The 19,876-nt window shown below is 68.0% G+C and carries 18 protein-coding genes and 1 tRNA gene; 10 read left to right on the top strand and 9 right to left on the bottom strand.

The features are described 5' to 3' along the window. Positions 1-44: 44 nt before the first annotated feature. Entirely contained in the window at positions 45-1,703 is a 1,659-nt protein-coding gene (locus tag ACE3Q8_RS14760) for a phage terminase large subunit family protein (protein WP_374471045.1), read from the top strand. Here the strand turns inward: ACE3Q8_RS14760 and ACE3Q8_RS14765 are convergent. Beyond that, on the bottom strand, positions 1,700-1,888 hold the full coding sequence (locus tag ACE3Q8_RS14765) for a hypothetical protein (RefSeq protein WP_374471046.1): 189 nt from the start codon (positions 1,886-1,888) through the stop codon (positions 1,700-1,702). The two genes, ACE3Q8_RS14760 and ACE3Q8_RS14765, sit on opposite strands and share 4 nt — an antisense overlap. 162 nt (positions 1,889-2,050) lie before the next feature. Here ACE3Q8_RS14765 and ACE3Q8_RS14770 point away from each other — a divergent pair, with 162 nt between their 5' ends. The 8 genes from ACE3Q8_RS14770 (at position 2,051) to ACE3Q8_RS14805 (ending at position 9,560) form a co-directional block, all read left to right on the top strand. Next, positions 2,051-3,118 carry a type I restriction endonuclease gene (locus ACE3Q8_RS14770; RefSeq protein WP_374471047.1) on the top strand — a complete coding sequence of 356 codons (1,068 nt, stop codon included), beginning with the start codon at positions 2,051-2,053 and terminating at the stop codon, positions 3,116-3,118. A gap of 562 nt (positions 3,119-3,680) precedes the next feature. After that, on the top strand, positions 3,681-4,280 hold the full coding sequence (locus tag ACE3Q8_RS14775; protein WP_374471048.1) for a hypothetical protein: 600 nt from the start codon (positions 3,681-3,683) through the stop codon (positions 4,278-4,280). 3 nt (positions 4,281-4,283) lie between these two features. Continuing rightward, positions 4,284-5,696, top strand: a complete 1,413-nt coding sequence (locus ACE3Q8_RS14780) for a phage portal protein (protein WP_374471049.1) — start codon at positions 4,284-4,286, stop codon at positions 5,694-5,696. Next, positions 5,683-5,919, top strand: a complete 237-nt coding sequence (locus tag ACE3Q8_RS14785) for a hypothetical protein (protein ID WP_374471050.1) — start codon at positions 5,683-5,685, stop codon at positions 5,917-5,919. The genes ACE3Q8_RS14780 and ACE3Q8_RS14785 overlap by 14 nt, the downstream gene beginning before the upstream one ends. Next, on the top strand, positions 5,900-7,699 hold the full coding sequence (locus ACE3Q8_RS14790) for a prohead protease/major capsid protein fusion protein (protein WP_374471051.1): 1,800 nt from the start codon (positions 5,900-5,902) through the stop codon (positions 7,697-7,699). Before ACE3Q8_RS14785 ends, ACE3Q8_RS14790 begins: the two co-directional genes overlap by 20 nt. Beyond that, positions 7,699-7,914 (top strand): phage head-tail joining protein, encoded by a 216-nt coding sequence (locus ACE3Q8_RS14795; RefSeq protein WP_374471052.1) that lies wholly within the window; start codon positions 7,699-7,701, stop codon positions 7,912-7,914. The genes ACE3Q8_RS14790 and ACE3Q8_RS14795 overlap by 1 nt, the downstream gene beginning before the upstream one ends. Before the next feature lie 2 nt (positions 7,915-7,916). Beyond that, positions 7,917-8,243, top strand: coding sequence for a DUF2190 family protein (locus tag ACE3Q8_RS14800; protein WP_374471053.1), 327 nt, complete (start codon positions 7,917-7,919; stop codon positions 8,241-8,243). A gap of 267 nt (positions 8,244-8,510) precedes the next feature. Further along, positions 8,511-9,560 carry a tyrosine-type recombinase/integrase gene (locus tag ACE3Q8_RS14805; protein ID WP_374471054.1) on the top strand — a complete coding sequence of 350 codons (1,050 nt, stop codon included), beginning with the start codon at positions 8,511-8,513 and terminating at the stop codon, positions 9,558-9,560. Between the two features lie 123 nt (positions 9,561-9,683). Here ACE3Q8_RS14805 and ACE3Q8_RS14810 read toward each other — a convergent pair. Then, a tRNA-Arg gene (locus tag ACE3Q8_RS14810) sits at positions 9,684-9,760 on the bottom strand. A gap of 82 nt (positions 9,761-9,842) precedes the next feature. On the opposite strand from ACE3Q8_RS14810, the gene ACE3Q8_RS14815 reads away from it, so the two are divergent. Beyond that, the gene (locus ACE3Q8_RS14815) at positions 9,843-11,129 is read left to right on the top strand and encodes a dicarboxylate/amino acid:cation symporter (RefSeq protein ID WP_374471073.1); all 1,287 of its coding nucleotides are present in this window, start codon (positions 9,843-9,845) and stop codon (positions 11,127-11,129) included. A gap of 66 nt (positions 11,130-11,195) precedes the next feature. Here the strand turns inward: ACE3Q8_RS14815 and ACE3Q8_RS14820 are convergent, their stop codons facing one another. From ACE3Q8_RS14820 to greA, 7 genes are all read right to left on the bottom strand, one after another. Further along, positions 11,196-11,705: a CarD family transcriptional regulator gene (locus tag ACE3Q8_RS14820; protein ID WP_332048711.1), complete on the bottom strand. Its 510-nt coding sequence runs from the start codon at positions 11,703-11,705 to the stop codon at positions 11,196-11,198. A gap of 291 nt (positions 11,706-11,996) precedes the next feature. Then, positions 11,997-12,338, bottom strand: a complete 342-nt coding sequence (gene fdxA, locus ACE3Q8_RS14825; RefSeq protein WP_374471055.1) for a ferredoxin FdxA — start codon at positions 12,336-12,338, stop codon at positions 11,997-11,999. A gap of 137 nt (positions 12,339-12,475) precedes the next feature. Beyond that, entirely contained in the window at positions 12,476-12,769 is a 294-nt protein-coding gene (locus ACE3Q8_RS14830) for an RNA-binding S4 domain-containing protein (protein WP_374471056.1), read from the bottom strand. Next, the gene (locus ACE3Q8_RS14835) at positions 12,766-15,348 is read right to left on the bottom strand and encodes a helicase-related protein (RefSeq protein ID WP_374471057.1); all 2,583 of its coding nucleotides are present in this window, start codon (positions 15,346-15,348) and stop codon (positions 12,766-12,768) included. Before ACE3Q8_RS14835 ends, ACE3Q8_RS14830 begins: the two co-directional genes overlap by 4 nt. Before the next feature lie 179 nt (positions 15,349-15,527). Further along, the gene (gene cdd, locus ACE3Q8_RS14840) at positions 15,528-15,920 is read right to left on the bottom strand and encodes a cytidine deaminase (RefSeq protein WP_374471058.1); all 393 of its coding nucleotides are present in this window, start codon (positions 15,918-15,920) and stop codon (positions 15,528-15,530) included. Between the two features lie 62 nt (positions 15,921-15,982). Next, a complete protein-coding gene (locus ACE3Q8_RS14845; protein ID WP_374471059.1) occupies positions 15,983-19,309 on the bottom strand; it encodes a transcription-repair coupling factor in 3,327 nt (1,108 codons plus the stop codon). Positions 19,310-19,365: 56 nt separating this feature from the next. Further along, positions 19,366-19,845, bottom strand: a complete 480-nt coding sequence (gene greA, locus ACE3Q8_RS14850) for a transcription elongation factor GreA (RefSeq protein ID WP_374471060.1) — start codon at positions 19,843-19,845, stop codon at positions 19,366-19,368. Between the last annotated feature and the right edge of the window lie 31 nt (positions 19,846-19,876).

Here is a 19,876-nt window from a genome sequence, read left to right on the forward strand (position 1 = left end):
CTCTGTCGGAGTGGATCGAGACGCACCTTCGCCTTCCTGAGGACGTGTCGGCGCTGCCCGGCGAGGTGCGTCTTTGGGCGTTTCAGCGGGGAATCGCGGACGCGATCTCTGACGCAGAGATCGAGCGCGTCACCCTCGTTAAGAGCGTGCGCGTGGGCCTTTCGACGCTGCTGACAGCGACGGTGGGGAGCTTCGTCGCGAACGAACCCTCTCCGATCCTGCTGCTACTGCCGACCGAAGCCGACTGTCGCGACTATGTGGTCAGCGATCTTGAGCCGATCTTCGCGGCGACCCCCGCGCTTCGTGGGCTGCTGTCTGCCGACAATGAGGAGGCGGGGCGCAATACCCTGCTGTCTCGGCGCTTCCCCGGCGGCTCGCTGAAGGTCATCGCGGCCAAGGCTCCTCGCAACCTGAGGCGTCACAACGTCCGCGTCCTTCTGATCGATGAGGCTGACGGCATGGAGCCCGGCCCCGAGGGGAGCCCCGTCGTCCTGGCCGAGAGGCGGACGCTGAGCTTCGCCAACCGCAAGATCGTCATGGGCTCAACGCCGACCATCGAGCAAACGTCAAACGTGCTGCGCTCGTACGAGCAAAGCGATCAGCGGGTCTTTGAAGTCCCGTGCCCCGAGTGCGGTGCGTTCACGGAGATCGCGTGGGAGCACATCGAATGGGAGCCGGATCGGCCTGAGACGGCGGCGTTCCGCTGTCCACATTGCGCGGAGCTGATCTCAGAGCGCCATAAGGCTGCGATGATGGAAGCCGGCCGATGGCGCGCGACCCGTCCTGAGGTTCGCGGCCATGCCGGGTTTCGGATCAACGCGCTCGTCTCGCCGCACGCAAACGCCGCTTGGGGCAAGCTCGCTGCTGAGTTCCTGACCGCTAAGGCTAGCCCCGACACGCTACAGGTCTTCGTCAATACGATCCTGGCGCAGGGCTGGCGGGAGTCTGCCGAGGAGGCCAATGAGCACGAGCTACAGGCCCGCGCTGAGCCGTTCAGCCTAGAGGCCATTCCGCCGGAAGTGCTGGTGATCACGGCGGGAGTGGACGTTCAGGACGACCGCGTTGAGCTGACGCTGGTCGGATGGTCGCGCGACGAAGCCCTGATCTTGGGACACACCGTCGTTTGGGGCTCGCCGGGCGACGACACGACCTGGGCTGAGGTTGACGACGTTCTGCGGACTACGTGGCCGCATCCCAAGGGCGGGACGCTGAAGGTTGACGCGGCGGTGGTCGACTCGGGCGACGGCGGCTGGACCGAGCGGGTCTATGCATTCTGCCGTCCCCGTTTCAGCCGGCGCGTCGTCGCCGGGAAGGGCGTGGCGGGCACGCGTCCGGCGATCACCGCATCGCAGGCCAAAGGCGGGAAGTTATTTCTGGTCGGCGTAGACGGATTGAAGTCGCAAATCCTGACCCGCCTCTCACGCGGGCGGACCATCCGTTTCAGCGGTCAGCTTGAGACCGCCTGGTTCGAACAGCTCGCCTCTGAGCGGCGCGTGGTACGGTACGTGCGCGGTCAGCCTGTTCGCCGGTTCGAGCGGAAGCCCGGCGTCCGCGCGGAAGCGCTGGACTGCACCGTGTACGCATTCGCCGCGCGCCACCTCGTGACCGTCAGCCTTGATCGGCGGGAGGAGGAGCTGAGCGCCGTCACCGTGCTTCCGCCGGTCGCAAGCCCCGTGATCCGATCTCGTTGGCTAGGGCGCTAGGGCTTGGGCTTCTTGCCGGAGAACTCGTAGCGCCCGACAAGCCGTCCTAGCTGCCAAAGTTCGAAGTTACCGTCAGCCTTGAGCGCCTTGGCCTGTACGATTGCGTGCGCGTCATCGTCGGCCGTGAGCACGTCAGGTGCTCCCAGCCGCGCGCCAAGCAGCGGATAGACTCGGTACTCAGGCATTCGGAATCCGGACGCTCCCGGCGGTGATAGGTGGTCTGCGCAGGTACGTTGTCAAGATCGCTCTGTCGTTTGACGGGGCGCGGCGAACGTCGCCCGCCTGCTACTTTACGGTGAGGCTTCTCCGGGCCATGCTGCCTCAGAGCTGTACGTTGGGGGACCATCATGGATTTGGCGACAAGGCTTGCTGAGCTTCAGAAGCGGACGACTGAACACCGCGAAGTGTTGCTAACAGAAGAAGCGGCGAAAACTGCTCTGGTGATGCCGTTTATTCAAGCGCTTGGGTATGACGTGTTCAATCCCTCCGAGGTGGTGCCTGAATACACCGCAGACGTAGGCACAAAGAAAGGTGAGAAGGTCGACTACGCCATCTGCGAAGGCGGCAAGGTCAAAATCCTGATCGAGTGTAAGCCCGCCTCAACGGCGCTCAATCTAAACCATGCCAGCCAGCTTTTTCGCTACTTTAGCGTTACGGACGCTCGTTTAGCCATCCTCACGAACGGCGTTGTATTCCAATTCTACTCAGACGTGGAAGCGCCGAACAAGATGGACGACAAGCCGTTCTTCACGTTCAGCATGGACGCACTGAAACCCGCTGACATAAAAACCATCGAGAAATTCTCGAAGTCTGCTTTCGACATTGAGAAGATTGTTCAGGAAGCGGGATTCCTGAAGCTTCAAAGCCTCCTCCGCAAGGAGTTGGAAAAGGAGTTCGCCGAACCCTCAGAGGAGTTCGTGCGGATGATGGCGAGCCGCGTTTATGAAGGCCGGATCACGCCGCAGGTTCGTGAGAACTTCACTAAGATGCTGGTGGCGGCGATTGCCACCTACGTCCGCGATCTCGTGAACGATCGCCTCTCCAACGCGATCAATGCCGCCTCGCCCATCCCTGAGGCTGAGCCCGCCACTCCTGAGGAGGAAGCCGAGGTCGTCACCACCGCCGAGGAAGTCTCAGGCTTCCACATCGTTCAAGCGATTGCGGCCAAGTGGGTAAACCCGAAGCGTGTAATCATGCGGGATGCGAAATCGTATTGTGCGATCCTGCTGGACGACAACAACAGAAAGAGCATCGCTCGTCTGCATTTTAACGGGCTCACGACCAAGTATTTTGGAACCTTCGTTGCGAAGGATGAGACTAAGCACGTCATCCACGAGCTGACCGATATCTACCAGTTTGCCGACCAAATCGGCGCTCGCCTTCAAGAGCTTGAAAAGCAGCTTGAGCCGGCCTGACGGAAGTTAGTTCCGAGGGAGAGCGGCAGTTATCCCGTTCTCCCTCGCGATGTCTGCGACGGCGCTTTCCTCAAGCCGGATCACGCAAGCCTCGTCGTCAGTCCATTCGAGGCTGAGCACCTTCCCGAGCTTCAGCATGTCGCGGGACCATACGTCGAATACCCGGCGCGTCCCGCCACGCTCAGCGATCTCCCAATACCAGAGCCACCAGCCTTCAAGACTTACGCGGCGGGCCTGTACGCCGAGGCGAGTGTTCCCGGCGGGGACCCCGTGTGCTCGCACGAGCGGGAGGAAGTAGGCGGCGATGGCCTGTGCGCGTGCGAGGCGGGATGCTGGCTCCACCGTGCTCTCCGCATGACGAAGACCGGGTGAGCATCAGCCCACCCGGTCCCCCGTACCGAACGACGACCAGTCTTCTCCGCCTTTGGGATCACGGAGGAGGTTTAACCGCGTGTGCCCTACGCGGCGGCAGAGCAAACATAGCAGCGTAGTTGAAACTTGCAACTAGATTCGTCGTCGCAAGTTTGTTAGGGTGATCGCGTCCAGAGGGAGAGCACCCGGAATGCGCACCTACACCTTGCGTCAGATGGCTGAGCTGATCGGAGCTGCGGATGGCCGCAATGCCGAAGGCGTCGCCTATCTCCACCAGCAGCTTAGGAACCTGCACGCCAAGGGTTTCCTGATCGCGGGTGAGCGGCGCGGCATCGGGCGGACTAGCAGCAGCCTGTTCGATGAGGTGGAGCTGTGCCGGGCCCGGCTTCTCTCGATCCTGTACGACCTGGGCTTTGACGCGCGGATGCTGCGGGAGGCGTCAGACCGTATGTCCCCGAGCGCGAGTGGTGTTCGCGTCTCGACAGGCTCCGACGGAGAACGCCGGGAAGACTACTATTGGGACGATCCGCACTCGGCTGAGCGCCACCTGGACAAACTTCCGGCGGCTGTCCGCGAAGGTGAGATTTGGACACTGCGTCTCAAGCTGATCTCTCAGCACGGACGCAAGGGGATCAGCGGCGGCTTCCATGCCGCTCAAGACCCGCAGCCTTCCGCCGAGGAGGAGCGAGCGGTTGCCGCCTTTTATGAGCACCAAGAGCTTCAGGTTCAGGCGACGCTGACTCTCCCGGCGTCCGATCTGGTCGCGCCCCTCGTGGTCGAGGAGCGCTGAGCCATGAACCTCGTTCAGCGCGGGATCGCGAAGTTGTTTCGCCTGAACACCCGGCGCTTCGAAGCGGCGAGCGGGCGGCGCTGGACGGCATCTGGCGACGTGCGGTTCGGGAGCTATGGGCCTGAGACGCTGGGCGCGACTGACGCGGTTCGCCGCCGGGCACGAGCGGCGGTTGCGAACAACGCTTGGATTGCGAATGGCGTGGCGGCCCTGGTGAGCAACATCATCGGCGCGGGGATCACGCCCACGTCACAGCACCCTGGCGCGGTCGCCAGGAAGCTTGCGCAGAAGGCCTTCGCACGTTGGGCGGTGTCCTGTGACGCGGACGGGCTGACCGACTTCTACGGGCTTCAGGCGGCCGCTGTGCGGGCCATGATCATCGATGGGGAGTCGTTCGTTCAGCTCATTGCGACCGAGGCGGGGCTAAGGTTGCGCCTTATCCCGGCTGAGCTGATCGATCTGGGCCACACCGTCGAGCTAGGCGGCGGCGCTCGTGTCGTCGCCGGGGTCGAGTTCGACTCGGCCGGCGTTCGCACCGCCTATTGGGTTAGGCCTATCGACCCCACTTCCGTTTACGAGAGCTACGGGCCGCCCGTTCGCGTTCCTGCCGCTGACATGCTCCACCTGTTCCGGCCGCTTGGCCCCGGTCAGGTGCGCGGCATCTCGTGGCTTGCGCCGATCCTGATCCGCTCGGGAGAGCTGGACCAGCTTGAGGACGCCTTGCTCGTCGGCGCGAAGGTCGCGGCCATGCACGCCGGCTTCCTGATCGATCAGAACGGCACCGCCGCGAGCGGAACGCCGTACGAGGGGATCGGGCTCGGATCGATCCTCGAGACGGGGCTTGAGCCGGGCACGCTGAAGGTTCTCCCCGGCGGCTATGACGTTCGGTTCTCGACGCCTCAGCAGGCGCAGCAGACAGTTGAGTTCGCCAAGCTTGAGCTACGCGGGATCGCGGCCGGGCTAGGTGTCCCTGAGTTCCTGCTGACTGGCGATCTCAGCGGCGCGAACTACGGCAGTCAGCGCGGCGGGCTTGTTGAGTTCCGCAAGCGCAACGAAGCCATTCAGTTTCACACGGTCATTCCGCAACTGCTGCGGCCGATCTGGGACCGCTTCGTTCTGTTCGCTGTTCTGTCGGGCGGCCTAGACGGAAGTGACTTCTCCGCGACCGTCGAGGAGCACCAAGCCTGCGAGTGGATACCGCCGGCTCAGGAGTGGATCGATCCCGCCAAAGACGCTCAGGCGACGGCTACCATGATCGGCTCAGGGCTCATGTCCCGGCGGCAGGCTGTCGCCGCGCGCGGCTACTCCGTTGAGGACTTGGACGCGGAGATCGCGGCTGACCGGGAGCGCGAAGAGGGCCTTGGACTCGCCTTCACACCGACCGGAGAACGGGAGGCCGCCAATGCCCCGGCGTAACCCGTTCGACTACTTCGGCTGTCCTGAGTTCATGGTGGTGATCACCCGGTGGGACGGTAAGGACACTAAGCCGGTCGAGGTGTTCCGGTCCTACGCGGAGGAATGCACGTGGGATGAGGCCGCGAACGGCTTCGCCAAGCAACTCCGGGAGTCCGCGAAAGAGAACAAGGGCGCTCTCCGCCCCAAGCTGAGGAGGGCGTTGCATGTCAACCCTCGCCGCTGATCTGCTTACCCGCAACCTGGCGCTCCGTCCGGAGACGCTGAACGTCAAGGACGGGACGGTTGATGTTGTTCTGACGACCGGCGCGCCCGTTCGGCGTGGCGGCTACATCGAACGGCTCGCCATCGGTCCTGAAAATGTCAGCGTTGCCGCGCGAGTCCCGCTGCTCGATGCGCACCGTCAGACCAGCATCAAGGATATCAAGGGACGCGTCGCGAACGTCCGGCACGAGGCCGGGCAAATCGTGGCGACCCTCTATGTCACCGACCCGGAAGCTCTTGCCGCCATCGAGCGCGGCGACGTGACGGGCGTGAGCGTCGGCTATCGCGTGTCGAAGTGGACGGAGTCCCGTGACCCGCGAACCGGCGAGCTAACCCGTACCGCGACGACGTGGGAGCTAATCGAAGCGTCCCTTGTGCCTGTGCCCGCAGACCCCGCCGCAATCATCAGAGGTGCAGCCTTGGACCCCGAAACTGTCGAGAACCCCACGCCGGAAGTGACTTCCGGCGATCCGCCGCCCACGCAAACGCGGGCACAGGTGAACGCCGAAATCCGGAGCATCGCCACGACGGCCGGACTCACGTCCGCCTTCGCTGACGGTCTCATCGACCGCGAAGCGACCGTGGAGCAAGCCCGCGCCGCAGCGTTCGAGGAGATGCAGCGCCGCTCGGCTCAGCCGATCACGACCAACCGAGTCGGCCCGTCCGCTGAGGACCCCGCTGAGGTGCATACCCGGATGGCCGAAGCGCTGGCCTGCCGCATGAACGGCGGCACTCCTAGCGATCAGGCCCGGCCCTACATGAGCATGGGACTCGCTGACATGGCCCGCGCGGCGCTGATCCGCCGTGGCGAGCCGGGCGTGGCGATGCTCAGCCGTGAGGAGGTGCTGACGCGTGCCATGCATACGACCAGCGACTTCCCGCTTCTGCTGCAAGGCGCGGGCAACCGCGTTCTCCTGCCGGCCTATCAGGCGGCGTCTTCGCCGCTGAAGGCGCTCGCGCGGCAGACCACGGCTGACGACTTCCGCCCGGTCTCGCTGATCCGGGTTGGCGAGTTCGGCAAGCTGAAGAAGGTGACTGAGGCGGGCGAGATCAAAGCGCTCACCACGGGCGAGGCGGCCGAAGGGTACGCCCTCGAAACCTATGGCGGCATCTTCAGCCTCAGCCGCAAGGCCATGATCAACGACGACCTGGGGGCGTTCTCCCGTTGGGCCGCCATGATGGGCCGCGCGGCTGCGGAGACGGAGGCTGATCAGCTTGTTCAGCTCCTCCGCGAGGCGAACGGGGCCGGGCCGGTCATGGGCGACGGAAAGCGTCTGTTCCATGCCGATCACGGCAACATCGCCGCCGCTGGTGCTGATCCGAGCGTGGACACCTTGTCTGAGGCTCGCCAAGCCCTACGCCGCCAAACCGGCCTGGACGGTCAGTCCCCAATCAACGCCGCGCCGAAGTACCTAGTCGTCGCCGCTGATCTTGAGACGAAGGCCGAGCAGGTGCTCGCGGAGCTTTCAGCGACGACTGTTGGAGAGACCAACCCGTTCGCCGGCAAGCTGACGCTCGCTGTTGAGCCGCGCCTCCCCGATGGGGATTGGTACGTCTTCGCAGACCCCGCGATCCTGCCGGTTCTTGAGTACGCCTACCTCAGCAGCGCTCAAGGCCCGCAGATGGCCTCACGCGACGGCTGGGACGTGCTTGGCCGTGAGTTCCGCGTGGTGCTCGACTTCGGCTGCGGCGCTGTCGATTGGCGCGGCGCTTACCGCAATCCGGGGGCGGCTGACCTGTAATGGCGACGCTGGCCCAACTTCAGGATTGGCGAGAGTCCCTCCTGGCCGCTCGGATGCGGGGCGTTCGCAGCCTCCGCGATCAGAACGGCGAGGAGGTGACGTTCTCGTCTGACCGCGAGATGGCCGCAGCCATTGCCGCTTGTGACCGCGAGATCGCCGGCCTCACGAGCACCGCTCCCAAGACAATCATCTTCCGGACCACGAAAGGTCTCTGAGAATGCGTAACTACGTTCAACGGGGAAAAACCCTGACTGTCCCGGCTCCCCGCGATGTAACTTCCGGCGAGGGCGTTGTGGTGGGTTCGATCTTCGGCGTCGCTAATGAGGACGCTGCTGAAGGTGAGCCCGTCGATCTCGATACGGTGGGCGTCTTCAACCTGCCGAAGCTTGCCGCCGACGCCTACCAAGTGGGCGAGCCCGTCTTCTGGGATGACGCCGCCCGCCTTGTGACGACGGACGGCACTGACAAGCGGATCGGCGTCGCCACCGAGGCGCGCCCTGCTCAAAGCGCGGAAGTGCCCGTCCGCCTCAACGGGACCTTCTGACTCTCCGTACCGACGACGCCATGCCCAACCCCCACGTTCTCCCTACGAGTCTGCCACCGCGCGGTTTGTCCCGCGTGATGGCGGCTCAGTATGTGAACGTGTCGCCTACGAAGTTCGATGAGATGGTGGCGGACGGCAGAATGCCGCCCCCCAAGCGAATCGACTCCCGCAAGGTTTGGGACAGAGTGGCGTTGGACCACGCTTTCGAGGCATTGCCGGATGACGGCGACACCTCAGAACCCAACCCTTGGGACTCGGTTCTCTCCAATGAGCAAAGTTGAGCTTCGCTACGTTCAGGCCTTCCGAGATCGCCACGGCAAGCGCCGATATTACTTCCGCCGCCCTGGCTTCAAACGCATCCCGCTTCCCGGCCTGCCCGGCACACCCGACTTCATGGGTGCGTATCAGGCCGCGATGGCCGGCGAGACCGCGCCAGCACGTCAGGTCGGGGAGGAGCGCACCAAGGCCGGCACGTTCGCTGCGCTCATCGTGGCCTACTATGGATCGGCGGACTTCAAGACGCTCTCAGCGAGCACCCGGCAAAGCCGGCGCGGCGTCATCGAAGGTTTCCGCGCCAAGCACGGCGACAAGCCGGTCTCACAGATGCAGGCCAAGCATATCCGCGCATTGCTAGACGAGAAGGCGGCGACCCCGGCCGCCGCGAACAACCTTCTGAAGGCGCTGCGGACGCTCATGCGCTTCGCGGTGGAGCGGGGATGGCGCGACGATGATCCCACCGTCCACGTCCGCAAGGTCAGCAACCGAACTGACGGTTTCCATAGCTGGACCGAGGAGGAGATTGCGGCCTTCGAAAAGAAGTGGCCGCTCGGCTCCCGCGCTCGTCTCGCGATGGCGTTGCTCCTCTACACGGCGCAGCGCCGATCTGACGTGGTGACGATGGGACGGCAGCACGTCCGCGACGGTTCGATTCAGGTCTGTCAGCAGAAGACGAGCACGCGCCTAGCGATCCCGATCCATCCCGAGCTGAAGAAGGCGCTCGACGCGACGCCGGCCGACAACATGACCTTCCTCGTCACCGCGTACGGGAAGCCGTTCAGCCCGGCCGGCTTCACCAACTGGTTCAGGGAGTGCGTTCGCGAGGCCGGGCTGTCGGACGAATGCTCGCCTCACGGGCTCCGGAAAGCGGCCTCCCGGCGGCTCGCTGAGGCCGGCGCATCGCCGCACCAAATCATGGCGGTGACAGGCCACAAGAGCCTCAAAGAGGTGGTGGTCTATACCGCTGCGGCCAATCAGGAACAGCTCGCCAAAGCGGCTCTTGCAACCATCACCGGAACAGAGCGGGAAGCTCACAAATGAGAGTGACTCGCAAATGTGAAGGGCTGACCGGCACGAAGATGGAACGTCGAGTGTCAAACCCTAGGAACTGGTTTGACAAAAATCGCCGAAAGGCACGTGAAAACAATGCCCGATAACAGCGCGTGGCGGCCCGGGAGGGACTCGAACCCCCGACCTTGGCTTTAGGAAAGCCCTGCTCTATCCGGCTGAGCTACCGGGCCACGCGGAGCGCGTGATAGCCTAAGCGGGCGGGCGTGCAAAACGCCGATGAGGGGAGTGGGCGTTTTGGGGATCTTCCGTCACCTGCGCGTGCTCTACGTCCAGGTGTTGATCGCGGTGGTGCTGGGCATCGCCGTGGGGGCCATGTGGCCGGTGTTCGGGGCTTCGCTGAAGCCGCTGGGCGACGCCTTCATCAAGCTGATCAAGATGGCCGTGGCGCCGGTGATCTTCTGCACCGTGGCGGCCGGCATCGCCCGCATGGGCGACATGAAGGCCTTCGGCCGGCTGGGCGCCAAGACCCTGATCTACTTCGAGGTGGTCTCGACGGTCGCCCTGTTGGTGGGCCTGATCGTCGGGCGCACCCTGCAGCCGGGGGCGGGCTTCAACGTCGACCCGGCGGCGCTCGATCCCTCCATCGCCGCGGGCTATGTGGAGAAGGCCAAGCACGGCGACACCCTGGTCGACTACCTGCTGCACCTGATCCCCGACGCCTTCTTCGGCGCCTTCGCCGAGGGCAATCTGCTGCAGGTGCTGGTGATCGCCATCCTGACCGGCTTCGCCTGCACGCGGATGGGCGACTTCGGCGACCGGGTGGCGGGCGTGCTGGAAGACGTCTCGAAGCTGTTCTTCGGGATCATCGGTGTGATCGTGAAGCTCGCGCCGGTGGGCGCCTTCGGGGCCATGGCCTTCACCATCGGCCGCTACGGCGTGGACGCCCTGATCAATCTCGGCGCCCTGATCCTGACCTTCTACGCGACCAGCCTGATCTTCGTCCTGGTGGTGCTGGGCGCCATCGCGGCCCTGGCTGGGTTCTCGATCCTGAAGTTCATCCGCTACATCCGCGAGGAGCTGCTGATCGTGCTCGGCACGTCGTCGTCGGAGAGCGTGCTGCCGCAGATGATGCTGAAGCTGCAGCGGCTCGGCGCCGGGAAAGGGACCGTCGGCCTGGTGATCCCCACGGGCTACAGCTTCAACCTCGACGGCACCAACATCTACATGACGCTCGCGACCCTGTTCCTGGCCCAGGCCACGAACACGCCGCTGACGCTGACCCAGGAGCTGACGCTGCTGGGCGTGGCCATGCTGACCTCGAAGGGCGCGAGCGGCGTGACGGGGGCGGGGTTCATCACGCTCGCCGCCACCCTGGCGGTGATCCCGGACCTGCCGATCGCGGCGCTGGCCCTGCTGGTCGGGGTCGACCGGTTCATGAGCGAGTGCCGCGCGCTCACCAACCTGGTGGGCAACGGGGTGGCGACCCTGGTCATCGCCCGCTGGGAGGGCGACCTGGATCGCGAGACCCTGCGCGCCCAGCTCGCCGCCGGGCCGGACGAGCGTCGCCCGCCGGTCCTGGCCAACGCCGAGGCGGACTAGGGCCTGAAAACCAAAACGCCCGCCGGCGGACCGGCGGGCGTCTCGGGTTCGGTCTGTCGGACCGGCTTAGGCGGCGACCGCCTTCACCAGCGACTTGTTCAGGATGCCGATGGCGGCTTCGCGGTCGATGCGCTCGATGGCGGCGACCTCGCGGGCCATGCGGTCCAGCGCCGATTCATAGAGCTGGCGCTCGGAGTAGGACTGCTCGGGCTGGTTCTCGGCGCGGTGCAGGTCACGGACGACCTCGGCGATGGAGATCAGGTCGCCCGAGTTGATCTTGGCTTCGTACTCCTGGGCGCGGCGCGACCACATGGTGCGCTTCACCCGGGCGCGGCCCTTCAGGGTGGTCAGCGCCTGGGAGACCACATTGGTCTCGGCCAGCGGACGCAGGCCGGCGGTCTTGGCCTTGGCGGTGGGCACGCGCAGCGTCATCTTCTCGTGGTCGAAGGTGATGACATAGACCTCAAGCTTCAGACCGGCGACTTCCTGGGTCTCGATCCCTTGCACCTGGCCCACGCCGTGGGCCGGGTAGACGACGTGATCGCCAACCGAGAAATCCGTACCGTTCTTGCTCATCGCGAACCCTCTCAAAAAATCCGTTCGACCCTGACGACGCCGTCGGACGCGGGCGGACCGGCAGACAACAAGACGACGCTCTCCGCGAGGGCGGCGGCGGCTTCTCGACTGACCGAAACTTTGACCTCTAGGACACCCTTCGCCTTTTCCCGGGATATCCGCCGGGACGGCTGTTCTTCAGGATGACGGGCAGGCGAAAAGCCTCATCGCCACGTCACCTGTGACGATATCATAAAATTCAGCCGAAAGAAAGGGTTGGGCTGGCGGACCTGCGGGCCGTTGTCAAGCCGGTCAGGAGCCGCGGCCTGGCTTTTCGGAGAAGTACTTCTCGAACTTGCCGCTCTCGCGCTCGTACTGCTCGGCGTCGGCGGGGGGCTCGCCCTTCACGGTGATATTCGGCCAGACGCGGCTGTACTCGGAGTTGATCCGCAGCCACTTGCCGTCCGGATCGTCCTCGGTGTCGGGCTTGATGGCGTCCACCGGGCACTCCGGCTCGCACACCCCGCAGTCGATGCATTCGTCGGGGTTGATCGCCAGGAAGTTCTCGCCCTCGTAGAAGCAGTCGACCGGGCAGACCTCCACGCAATCCATGAACTTACATTTGATGCAGGGATCGGTGACGATGTAGGTCATCGGAAGAAATGAGGCTCCGGCCCGACGCTGAAGGCGGGCGGGTTTTCGGGGGATGGCGGCGCAAAGTCAATGCCGCGAAGCCCCACGGCGGGGGCAGGAATTCTGCAAGCCCGCTCAGCGGCCGATGACCCCGCCTCTCAGGTTTCGGTCGCCTCGTCCAGGCTGGAGTAGAGCGTCCGCGCCTCTGCGGGCGGGCCACGGCGTTCGCCGAGCGCCTCGACGGTCACCGCGATCAGCCGCCCGCCGACGGCGAAGACCAGGCGGTCGCCGGGCTTCACGGGGCGCGAGGGCTTGTCGAGGCGGGTCTCTTCCAGACCGCCGCGGGTCAGGCGGACGCGGCCTTCCTCGATGAACCTCGCGGACAGCGAGCGCGTCTTGAAAAAGCGCGCGCGCCACAGCCAGACGTCGGCGCGGCAGGCGTCCTCGCTCATGCGCTGATCGCCTGGGGCTTGCGCCGGCGTCGGGGGCGGCGGCGCTGGACGGGCGGAGCGGGGGCCGCCGGGGCGGAAGCCGGCGCGGGCTGGGCCTTGAGCGCGGCGAGGGCGGCAAAGGGCGAGTGGGGGCGGACGGGCTCGGGCCGTCCCTGGGGCGTCCGCTCGCCACGGCGGCGCCAGGCGATCTGGTCGCCGTCCTTTGGCCGGTTCACGGGCGCGAAGCCCAGGCCGCGCAGGATGTCCTTGGCCTCGGCATCGCTCCAGCCTAGCTCGTTCCGGGCCTGGTCGGTGAGGACCGAGCCGCCGGCCAGCTTCGGGCCCTCGCGCAGCAGCTCGTCGAGCCGCTCGAGCTGTTCCACCGGGATGCCGCGGTCGCGGACGGCGCGCAGGCCGTAGGCCGACAGCGTGCGGGCCGGCGGCGTGGGCTGGGGCAGGCGAACCAGGCCCTCGGCCGGCCGCCAGTCCGGCGTCTCGCGCTGGGCGTAGGCCTGGGCGAGCGCCCGGGCATGGGGCTTCAGCAGCGAGGGCATGAAGATCGAAAAGGCGCCCAGCCGGACGCCCAGGCCCCGGAGCATGCGGCGCTCCACCTGGCTGAGCTGCTTCGCCTCCTGGCGCACGACGCTGCGGTCGAGCACGCCGCCGTTCTCCACCAGGCGGTAGGCGATGCCGCGCGCCAGGCCCTTCACCCGGCCGTCGGCCACGGCGGCCTCAAGCTTGCGGAGCGCGCCCAGTCGGCGGCCCGCCTCGCCGGCGGCGAAGGCCTCGAGGCGGCGCGCGGCGCGCTGGCGGGCGGCTTCCGGCCCGAGCTCGCCGAACAGGCGCACGCGTGGGCTGAACGGCTGGCCGCCACTGATCGCGCCAGCCGCTTCGCCGCGCCACAGGACGGTCCCGTCCGGGGTCAGGGCGAAGGCTTCGTCCGGCTCGGCCGCGAGCTGACCCAGGCGGCGGGCGATCTCCGGCCCCACCGCATGAGTGGCGGCGGCGCGCAGGGCCTTCTCCTCCAGCACGGACGAGCCCTGGGCCGCCTCGAAGCGCACGCCGGTCAGCTTTCCCACAAAGTGGCCTTCTACGGTCACGGAGCCGTCGCCGGCGACGCCGGCCATCATCTCCTCGCGCACCCTAAGGCCACGCATCAGCGCGCTGGTCCGCCGGTCCACGAACCGCGCCATCAGCTTCTCGTGCAGGGTGTCGGAGAGCCGGTCCTCCAGCCCGCGCGTGCGGCCCTGCCAGTCGGCGGGATCGCGGAGCCAGTCCGGGCGGTTGGCGACGTAGGCGAGGGTGCGGACACTCGCCAGCCGAGCCGCCAGCGCGTCGATCTCGCCGTCCGTGCGATCGAGGTGGGCGTACTGGCGGGCGATCCAGTCGTCGCTCATCCGGCCACCCTTGCCGGTGAGCTGGAAGAAGAAGTCCTTCACCAGGCCGACGTGCTCGTCGAGGGCCACCTTGCGGAAGTCGGGCGTCTGACAGACGTCCCACAGGCGCATCACCGTGCCGCGGCCACGGGCCCGGTCGGCCACATCAGGATCCTCGGCGAGCCGGCGGAGCGTGGTCTCGTCCAGGGCCTCCGCTGCGAGCTTCAGGCCCTCGCGCTCGGGCGGTCTGGCCAGCGACCGCAGGAGGACGGGCAGGCTGTCGAAGTCGAGTCTGTGGTTACGCCACTCCGCCCCGACGATGGGCTCGAACTGGTGGTGCTCGACGGCCTCGACGATCTCCGGGTCGATCTCCTCGGCCTCGCCGGTGACCCCGAAGGTCCCGTCGCGCATATAGCGCCCGGCGCGGCCGGCGATCTGGCCGATCTCCTGCGGGTGCAGCCAGCGGGTGCGTCGGCCGTCGAACTTGCGCAGGCCCGCGAAGGCCACATGGTCGACGTCCATGTTGAGGCCCATGCCGATGGCGTCGGTGGCCACCAGGAAGTCCACCTCACCCGATTGGTAGAGCTCCACCTGGGCATTCCGGGTGCGCGGGCTCAGCGATCCCATGACCACGGCCGCACCGCCGCGCTGGCGGCGGATCAGCTCGGCGATGGCGTAGACCTGGTCGGCCGAGAAGGCGACGATGGCCGAGCGCCTCGGCAGCCGCGTGAGCTTCTTGGACCCGGCGTAGGTCAGGTTCGAGAACCGGTCGCGGCCGACGATCTCGGCGTGCGGCAGCATGCGACGGACCAGCGGCGCCATCGTGGCGGCGCCCAGCAGCATGGTCTCGCAGGTCCCGCGCGCGTGCAGCAGGCGTTGGGTGAAGACGTGGCCGCGCTCGGGATCCGCGCAGAGCTGGATCTCGTCGATGGCCATGAACTCCACCTCGCGGGAGAGCGGCATGGCCTCCACCGTGCAGACGAAGTAGGCCGGCCGCGGTGGGATGATCTTCTCCTCGCCGGTGATCAGCGCGACCGAGCGCGCGCCCCGCAGCTTGACGATCTTGTCGTAGACCTCGCGCGCCAGGAGGCGCAGCGGCAGGCCGATCATGCCCGAGGCGTGGCCGAGCATGCGCTCCACCGCCAGGTGGGTCTTGCCGGTGTTGGTGGGGCCCAGCACCGCGACCAGCCGCGGCGGGGCCGCGCCAGAGGGACGGTCGCTCATGGTCTGAAAATGGGGTTGGGCGGGGAGTCGGACAAGCGAAGCTGCAAGCCGGGGTAGGTCTGGGCAGGAACAGCCTCGAAACCGGCCAACGCCTTCGGACTCCTACGCAATCATCTGCACCGTGAGAAAGGACGCGCGAACGGCGACGGTGTTCCGGGAGCGATCAAATGGTGGGACGGCTAGAGCCGGAACCCGAGGGGGAGGAGGGCCTCGATCGTGTGGCGTTCCTCGCCGCCGTCCGCGTCGAAGGAGATGACCTCGCAGTCTGGGGTGGCGAACTCCCAGATCTTCTGGCGGCAGCCGCCGCAGGGCCAGATGAACCCGGGGAGGCTGGAGGCCAGGTAGACCCGGCGGATCGCCTTGCCGCCGTTGGTCACCATGTCCGAGATGGCGCTCGCCTCCGCGCAGACCCCCTGCGGATAGGCGGCGTTCTCCACGTTGACCCCGAGGTGCAGCCGGCCGTCCTCGCCCTCCACGGCGGCGGCGACATGCACGCCGGAGTAGGGCGCGTGCGCATTGGAGAGCAGGCGCCGGAGCTGGTCGGCGAGGGCGGGCGCGAGCGGCGGGGTCATGCGGGAGGAGTGTCCCTGGACGTCGAAGGGACGACGGAGAGTAGCGGGCCGGCGGGCGGCGTCTACTGCCGTCTGGCGGCGAGCTCCTCCAGCAGGGGCAGGAGGTCGCCGATCCTGGGGTCGCCCTCGTCGGCGGGCTTGGCCCAGACCAGGCGATCCTCCTTGAAGGTTGCGTCCGGCGCGGCCTTCAGCTTCGTCGGCGCGCCGTCCCGGAGCGTCAGCGCCAGGGCCTTCGGTCCCGCATCGATGCGCAGGACGCCGGCGGCCTGGGCGAGTGTGCGCAGCCGGGCGCGGTCGAGGAGGGCGGCGGTCTCGGGCGGCAGGGCGCCGAACCGGTCCTCCAGTTCCTCGGCGAAGTCGTCCACCTCGGGGGGCTCGGCCATCCGGGCCAGGCGGGCGTAGAGGTTGAGCCGTGTCGTGGGATCGGGGACGTAGGCCTCGGGGATCGCGCCGGTGAGCGGCAGGTTCAGCTCCGGCTCCCAGTCGGGGCCGGTGATCTCGCCCTTGGCGACCCGCACCGCGCGGGTCAGCAGGCGCTGGTAAAGGCTGGTGCCGATCAGCTTCATGTGGCCGGCCTGCTCCTCCCCCACCAGGTCGCCGGCTCCGCGGATCTCCAGGTCACGGGCGCTGATGGCGAGGCCCGAGCCCAGTCGGTCGAAGGCGACCAGGGTGGAGAGGCGGGCGCGCGTGGTCTCGGCGATCTCCTCCTGAGGGTCGGTGAGCAGGTAGGTGATGCCCTGGGTGCGGCCGCGGCCCACGCGCCCGCGGAGCTGGTGAAGCTGCGAGAGGCCGAAGCGGTCGGCCCGCCAGACCAGCATGGTGTTGGCGCGGGGCACGTCCAGGCCGCTCTCGATGATGTTGGTGGCGAGCAGGACGTCGCCGTCGCCGGAGGCGAAGCCGACCATCACCTCGTCCACCGCGTCGGGCGGCAGCTCGCCGTGGGCGACGACGGTCTTCAGCTCGGGGGCCACCCGGGCCAGCTCCTCGGTCATCGGGCCGATGTCCTCGATCCGCGGGACGACCAGGAAGCTCTGGCCGCCGCGGCGCTTCTCCCGCAGCAGGGCGGTGCGGGCGGTGGCGGCGTCGTACGGCGACAGGAAGGTGCGCACCGGGCGTCGGCGGGCCGGCGGGGTGGCGATGACGCTGACGTCCTCCACGCCCACCATGGCGAGCTGCAGGGTGCGCGGGATCGGCGTGGCCGTCATGGTCAGCAGGTGGACGCCCGGGGCGAGGTCCTTGAGCTGCTGCTTGAGCTTGGCCCCGAACCGCTGCTCCTCGTCGATGATCAGCAGGCCGAGGTCGGCGAAGGCGACGTCCTTGCCGGCCAGCGCGTGGGTGCCGACCACGACGCGGATCGAGCCGTCGGCGAGGCCCGCCTTCACCCGCTTGGCTTCGGCGGGGGAGACCAGGCGGGAGAGCCGCCCGACCTCGATGTCGAAGCCGGCGAAGCGGCGGCGGAAGCTCTCGTAGTGCTGGGGGGCCAGCACGGTGGTGGGGGCGACCACGGCCACCTGCTTGCCGGCCAGGGCGGCCGCGGCGGCGGCCCGCAGCGCCACTTCCGTCTTGCCGAAGCCGACGTCGCCGCAGACCAGCCGGTTCATGACGCGCCCCGAGGCCATGTCGCCCAGCACCGCCTCGATGGCGGCGGCCTGGTCGGGAGTCTCGGGATAGGGGAAGCGGGCGGCGAACCGGGCATAGGCGGCCTTTGGCGGCTCCAGAGCCTCACCCTTCAGCTCGCCGCGGGTGCGGGCGACCTGCACCAGGTGCTCGGCCACGCGGTCGATGTCGGCGGAGAGCTCGACGCGGCGCCTGGCCCAGGCGTCGGTGTGCAGCCGGTCGAGGGTGACGGCCTCGGCCTCGCCACCGTAGCGCCACAGCCGGCCGAACTCCTCCACGGGGACGAGGAGGCCCGCGCCGCCGTGGTACTCGAGCCGGACCGCGTCGCGCGCTTCGCCCGCGACCTCGACGGTCTCCAACGCCTGCAGCACCCCCAGGCCGTGGTCCTCGTGGATGACCACGTCGCCCACCCGCAGGTCCGGGTCCGCCAGCAGGCTCTCGGCGCTCTGGCCGCCGCGGGTCGCCACCCGCCCGCCGAGCACGTCCGAGGCGGTGACCACCACGAGGCCGCGGGCGGCGTCCTCGAAGCCCCCCTCTAGGTCGGCCGCCAGCGACAGCAGCGCGCCCGCGGGGGAGCCCCGCGCGCTCGACCAGTCCTGGACGGGCTCGGGCCCGCGGCCGAGGCCGCGCTGGACGGCGCGCGAGAGCGAGCGCAGCTCATGCGGCAGGCCGGCCAGCACCACACGGGCGCCGCCCTCCAGCCGGTCCTTCACGAAGTCGGAGAACGCCCGGCCAGGGTTGCGTTCGAGCGCGAACCTGGGAACCCGCGGCGCCTCGCCCTCGAGCGTCACCGCCTCCAGCTTGCGCACCGCGCGGTCGAAGTCCTTTGCAGTCAGGTAGAGGGCGTCAGGCGCCGGCAGGGCGGCCTCGCCGAGCGACCGGTTGGCCTCGTAGGCCTCGGCGATCTGGTCGGTGAGGTCGTCCACGCGGCGCGCGACCTTGGCGTCGATGGCGCACGCGGCCTCCCCCAGCAGGGCGAAGACGGTCTGCATCCGTCCGTAGAGGGCCGGGGCGCGGTGCTCGATGCCGGGCGTGCGCTCGGTCTCGGGGTCGTCGAGGATCGCCTCCGAGGCGGGGCCCAGCAGGACCTCGGGGATCTCGTCCTCGCTGCGCTGGCTGAGCGGGTCGTAGCGGCGGATCGCGCCCACCACCTCGTCCTCGCCCAGGCTGAAGCGGACCGGGGCGTCGGCGGCGGCGGGGAAGACGTCCACGACCTCGCCCAGGATGGCGATCTCGCCGGGTTCGTCGATGCGATCGTCGGTGACGTAGCCGGTGCGCCGGGCGAAGGCCTCCAGCGCCTCGCGGGACAGGCGCTCGCCGTCGCGCACGCAGAGAAAGGCGTTCTTCAGCGCCTTCTTCGGGGGGACCTTCTGCAGCAGGGCCTCGGCGCTCGCCACCAGCACGCGGGGCGCCTCGGCCGGTTCGGCGAGCCTCGCCAGCACCGCCATGCGCCGGCCCATGGCCTCGCGGGACGGCGAGGCGCGGTCGTAGGGCAGGCAGTCCCAGGGCGGCAGGACGAGCACCTCAACCTGCGGCGCGAACTGGCGCAGCGCCCGGCCGATCTCGTCCGCGCGCCGCTCGCTGGAGGCGACGTAGAGCAGGGTCCCGTGCGCAGGCGCGGCGTCGGCCAGACGGTCGGCGACCCAGGCGGTCGGCGGCTGCGGGCTTTCGCCCTGGGCCTCCTCACGTTCGGGGGGCGCGGCCGGCGCTGGCGCAAGCTGGGCGTCGGCGTGCGCCGGGTGGTGGTCGTTGAAGGAGGTCGCGTCGTCCATGGGGTCCCCCGCCGCTGGCGGAACGCCAACTCACGGACGGGGCGGGCGTTCCCCGCTTACCGGACGGCGATGATCTCCACCTCGGCGCCGTTGACCTCGGCCGTGTCGCCGACGGACTTCCCGAGCAGCGCCTTGGCCAGGGGCGAAGCGTAGAAGATGGTCCCCCTGGCCGGATCGGCCTCGTCCTCGCCGACGATGCGGAAGGCCTGCCGGCGCCCCTCCTCGCGCTCGATTTCGACGGTGCGGCCGAACTGGACCTTGCCGGCCTCCGGGGCCGGTTCGGTGAGCTGGGCGGTTGACCGGCGGGCGGACCAGTAGCGCAGGTCGCGGGTGGCGCGCGCCATGGCGGTGCGGTCGGCGCTCACGTCGCCCTGGGCCTGCGCAGCCTGGTAGGCCGCGCGCGCGGCGGCGAGCTCGGCCTCGAGGGCCGCCAGGCCCGAGGCGGTGACGAGGTTCGGATGCGACGAGATCGGCCGGTCCGGCAGGTCCGCGGCCTGGCTCTCGTAGTCTTCTTCCTTGGTGAATGCGACGGCCATGGGTTCCTACCTAGGGGCTGAATGGCCAAGG

Origin of the sequence: Phenylobacterium sp. (assembly GCF_041913825.1) — a bacterium.
Lineage (GTDB): Bacteria > Pseudomonadota > Alphaproteobacteria > Caulobacterales > Caulobacteraceae > Phenylobacterium.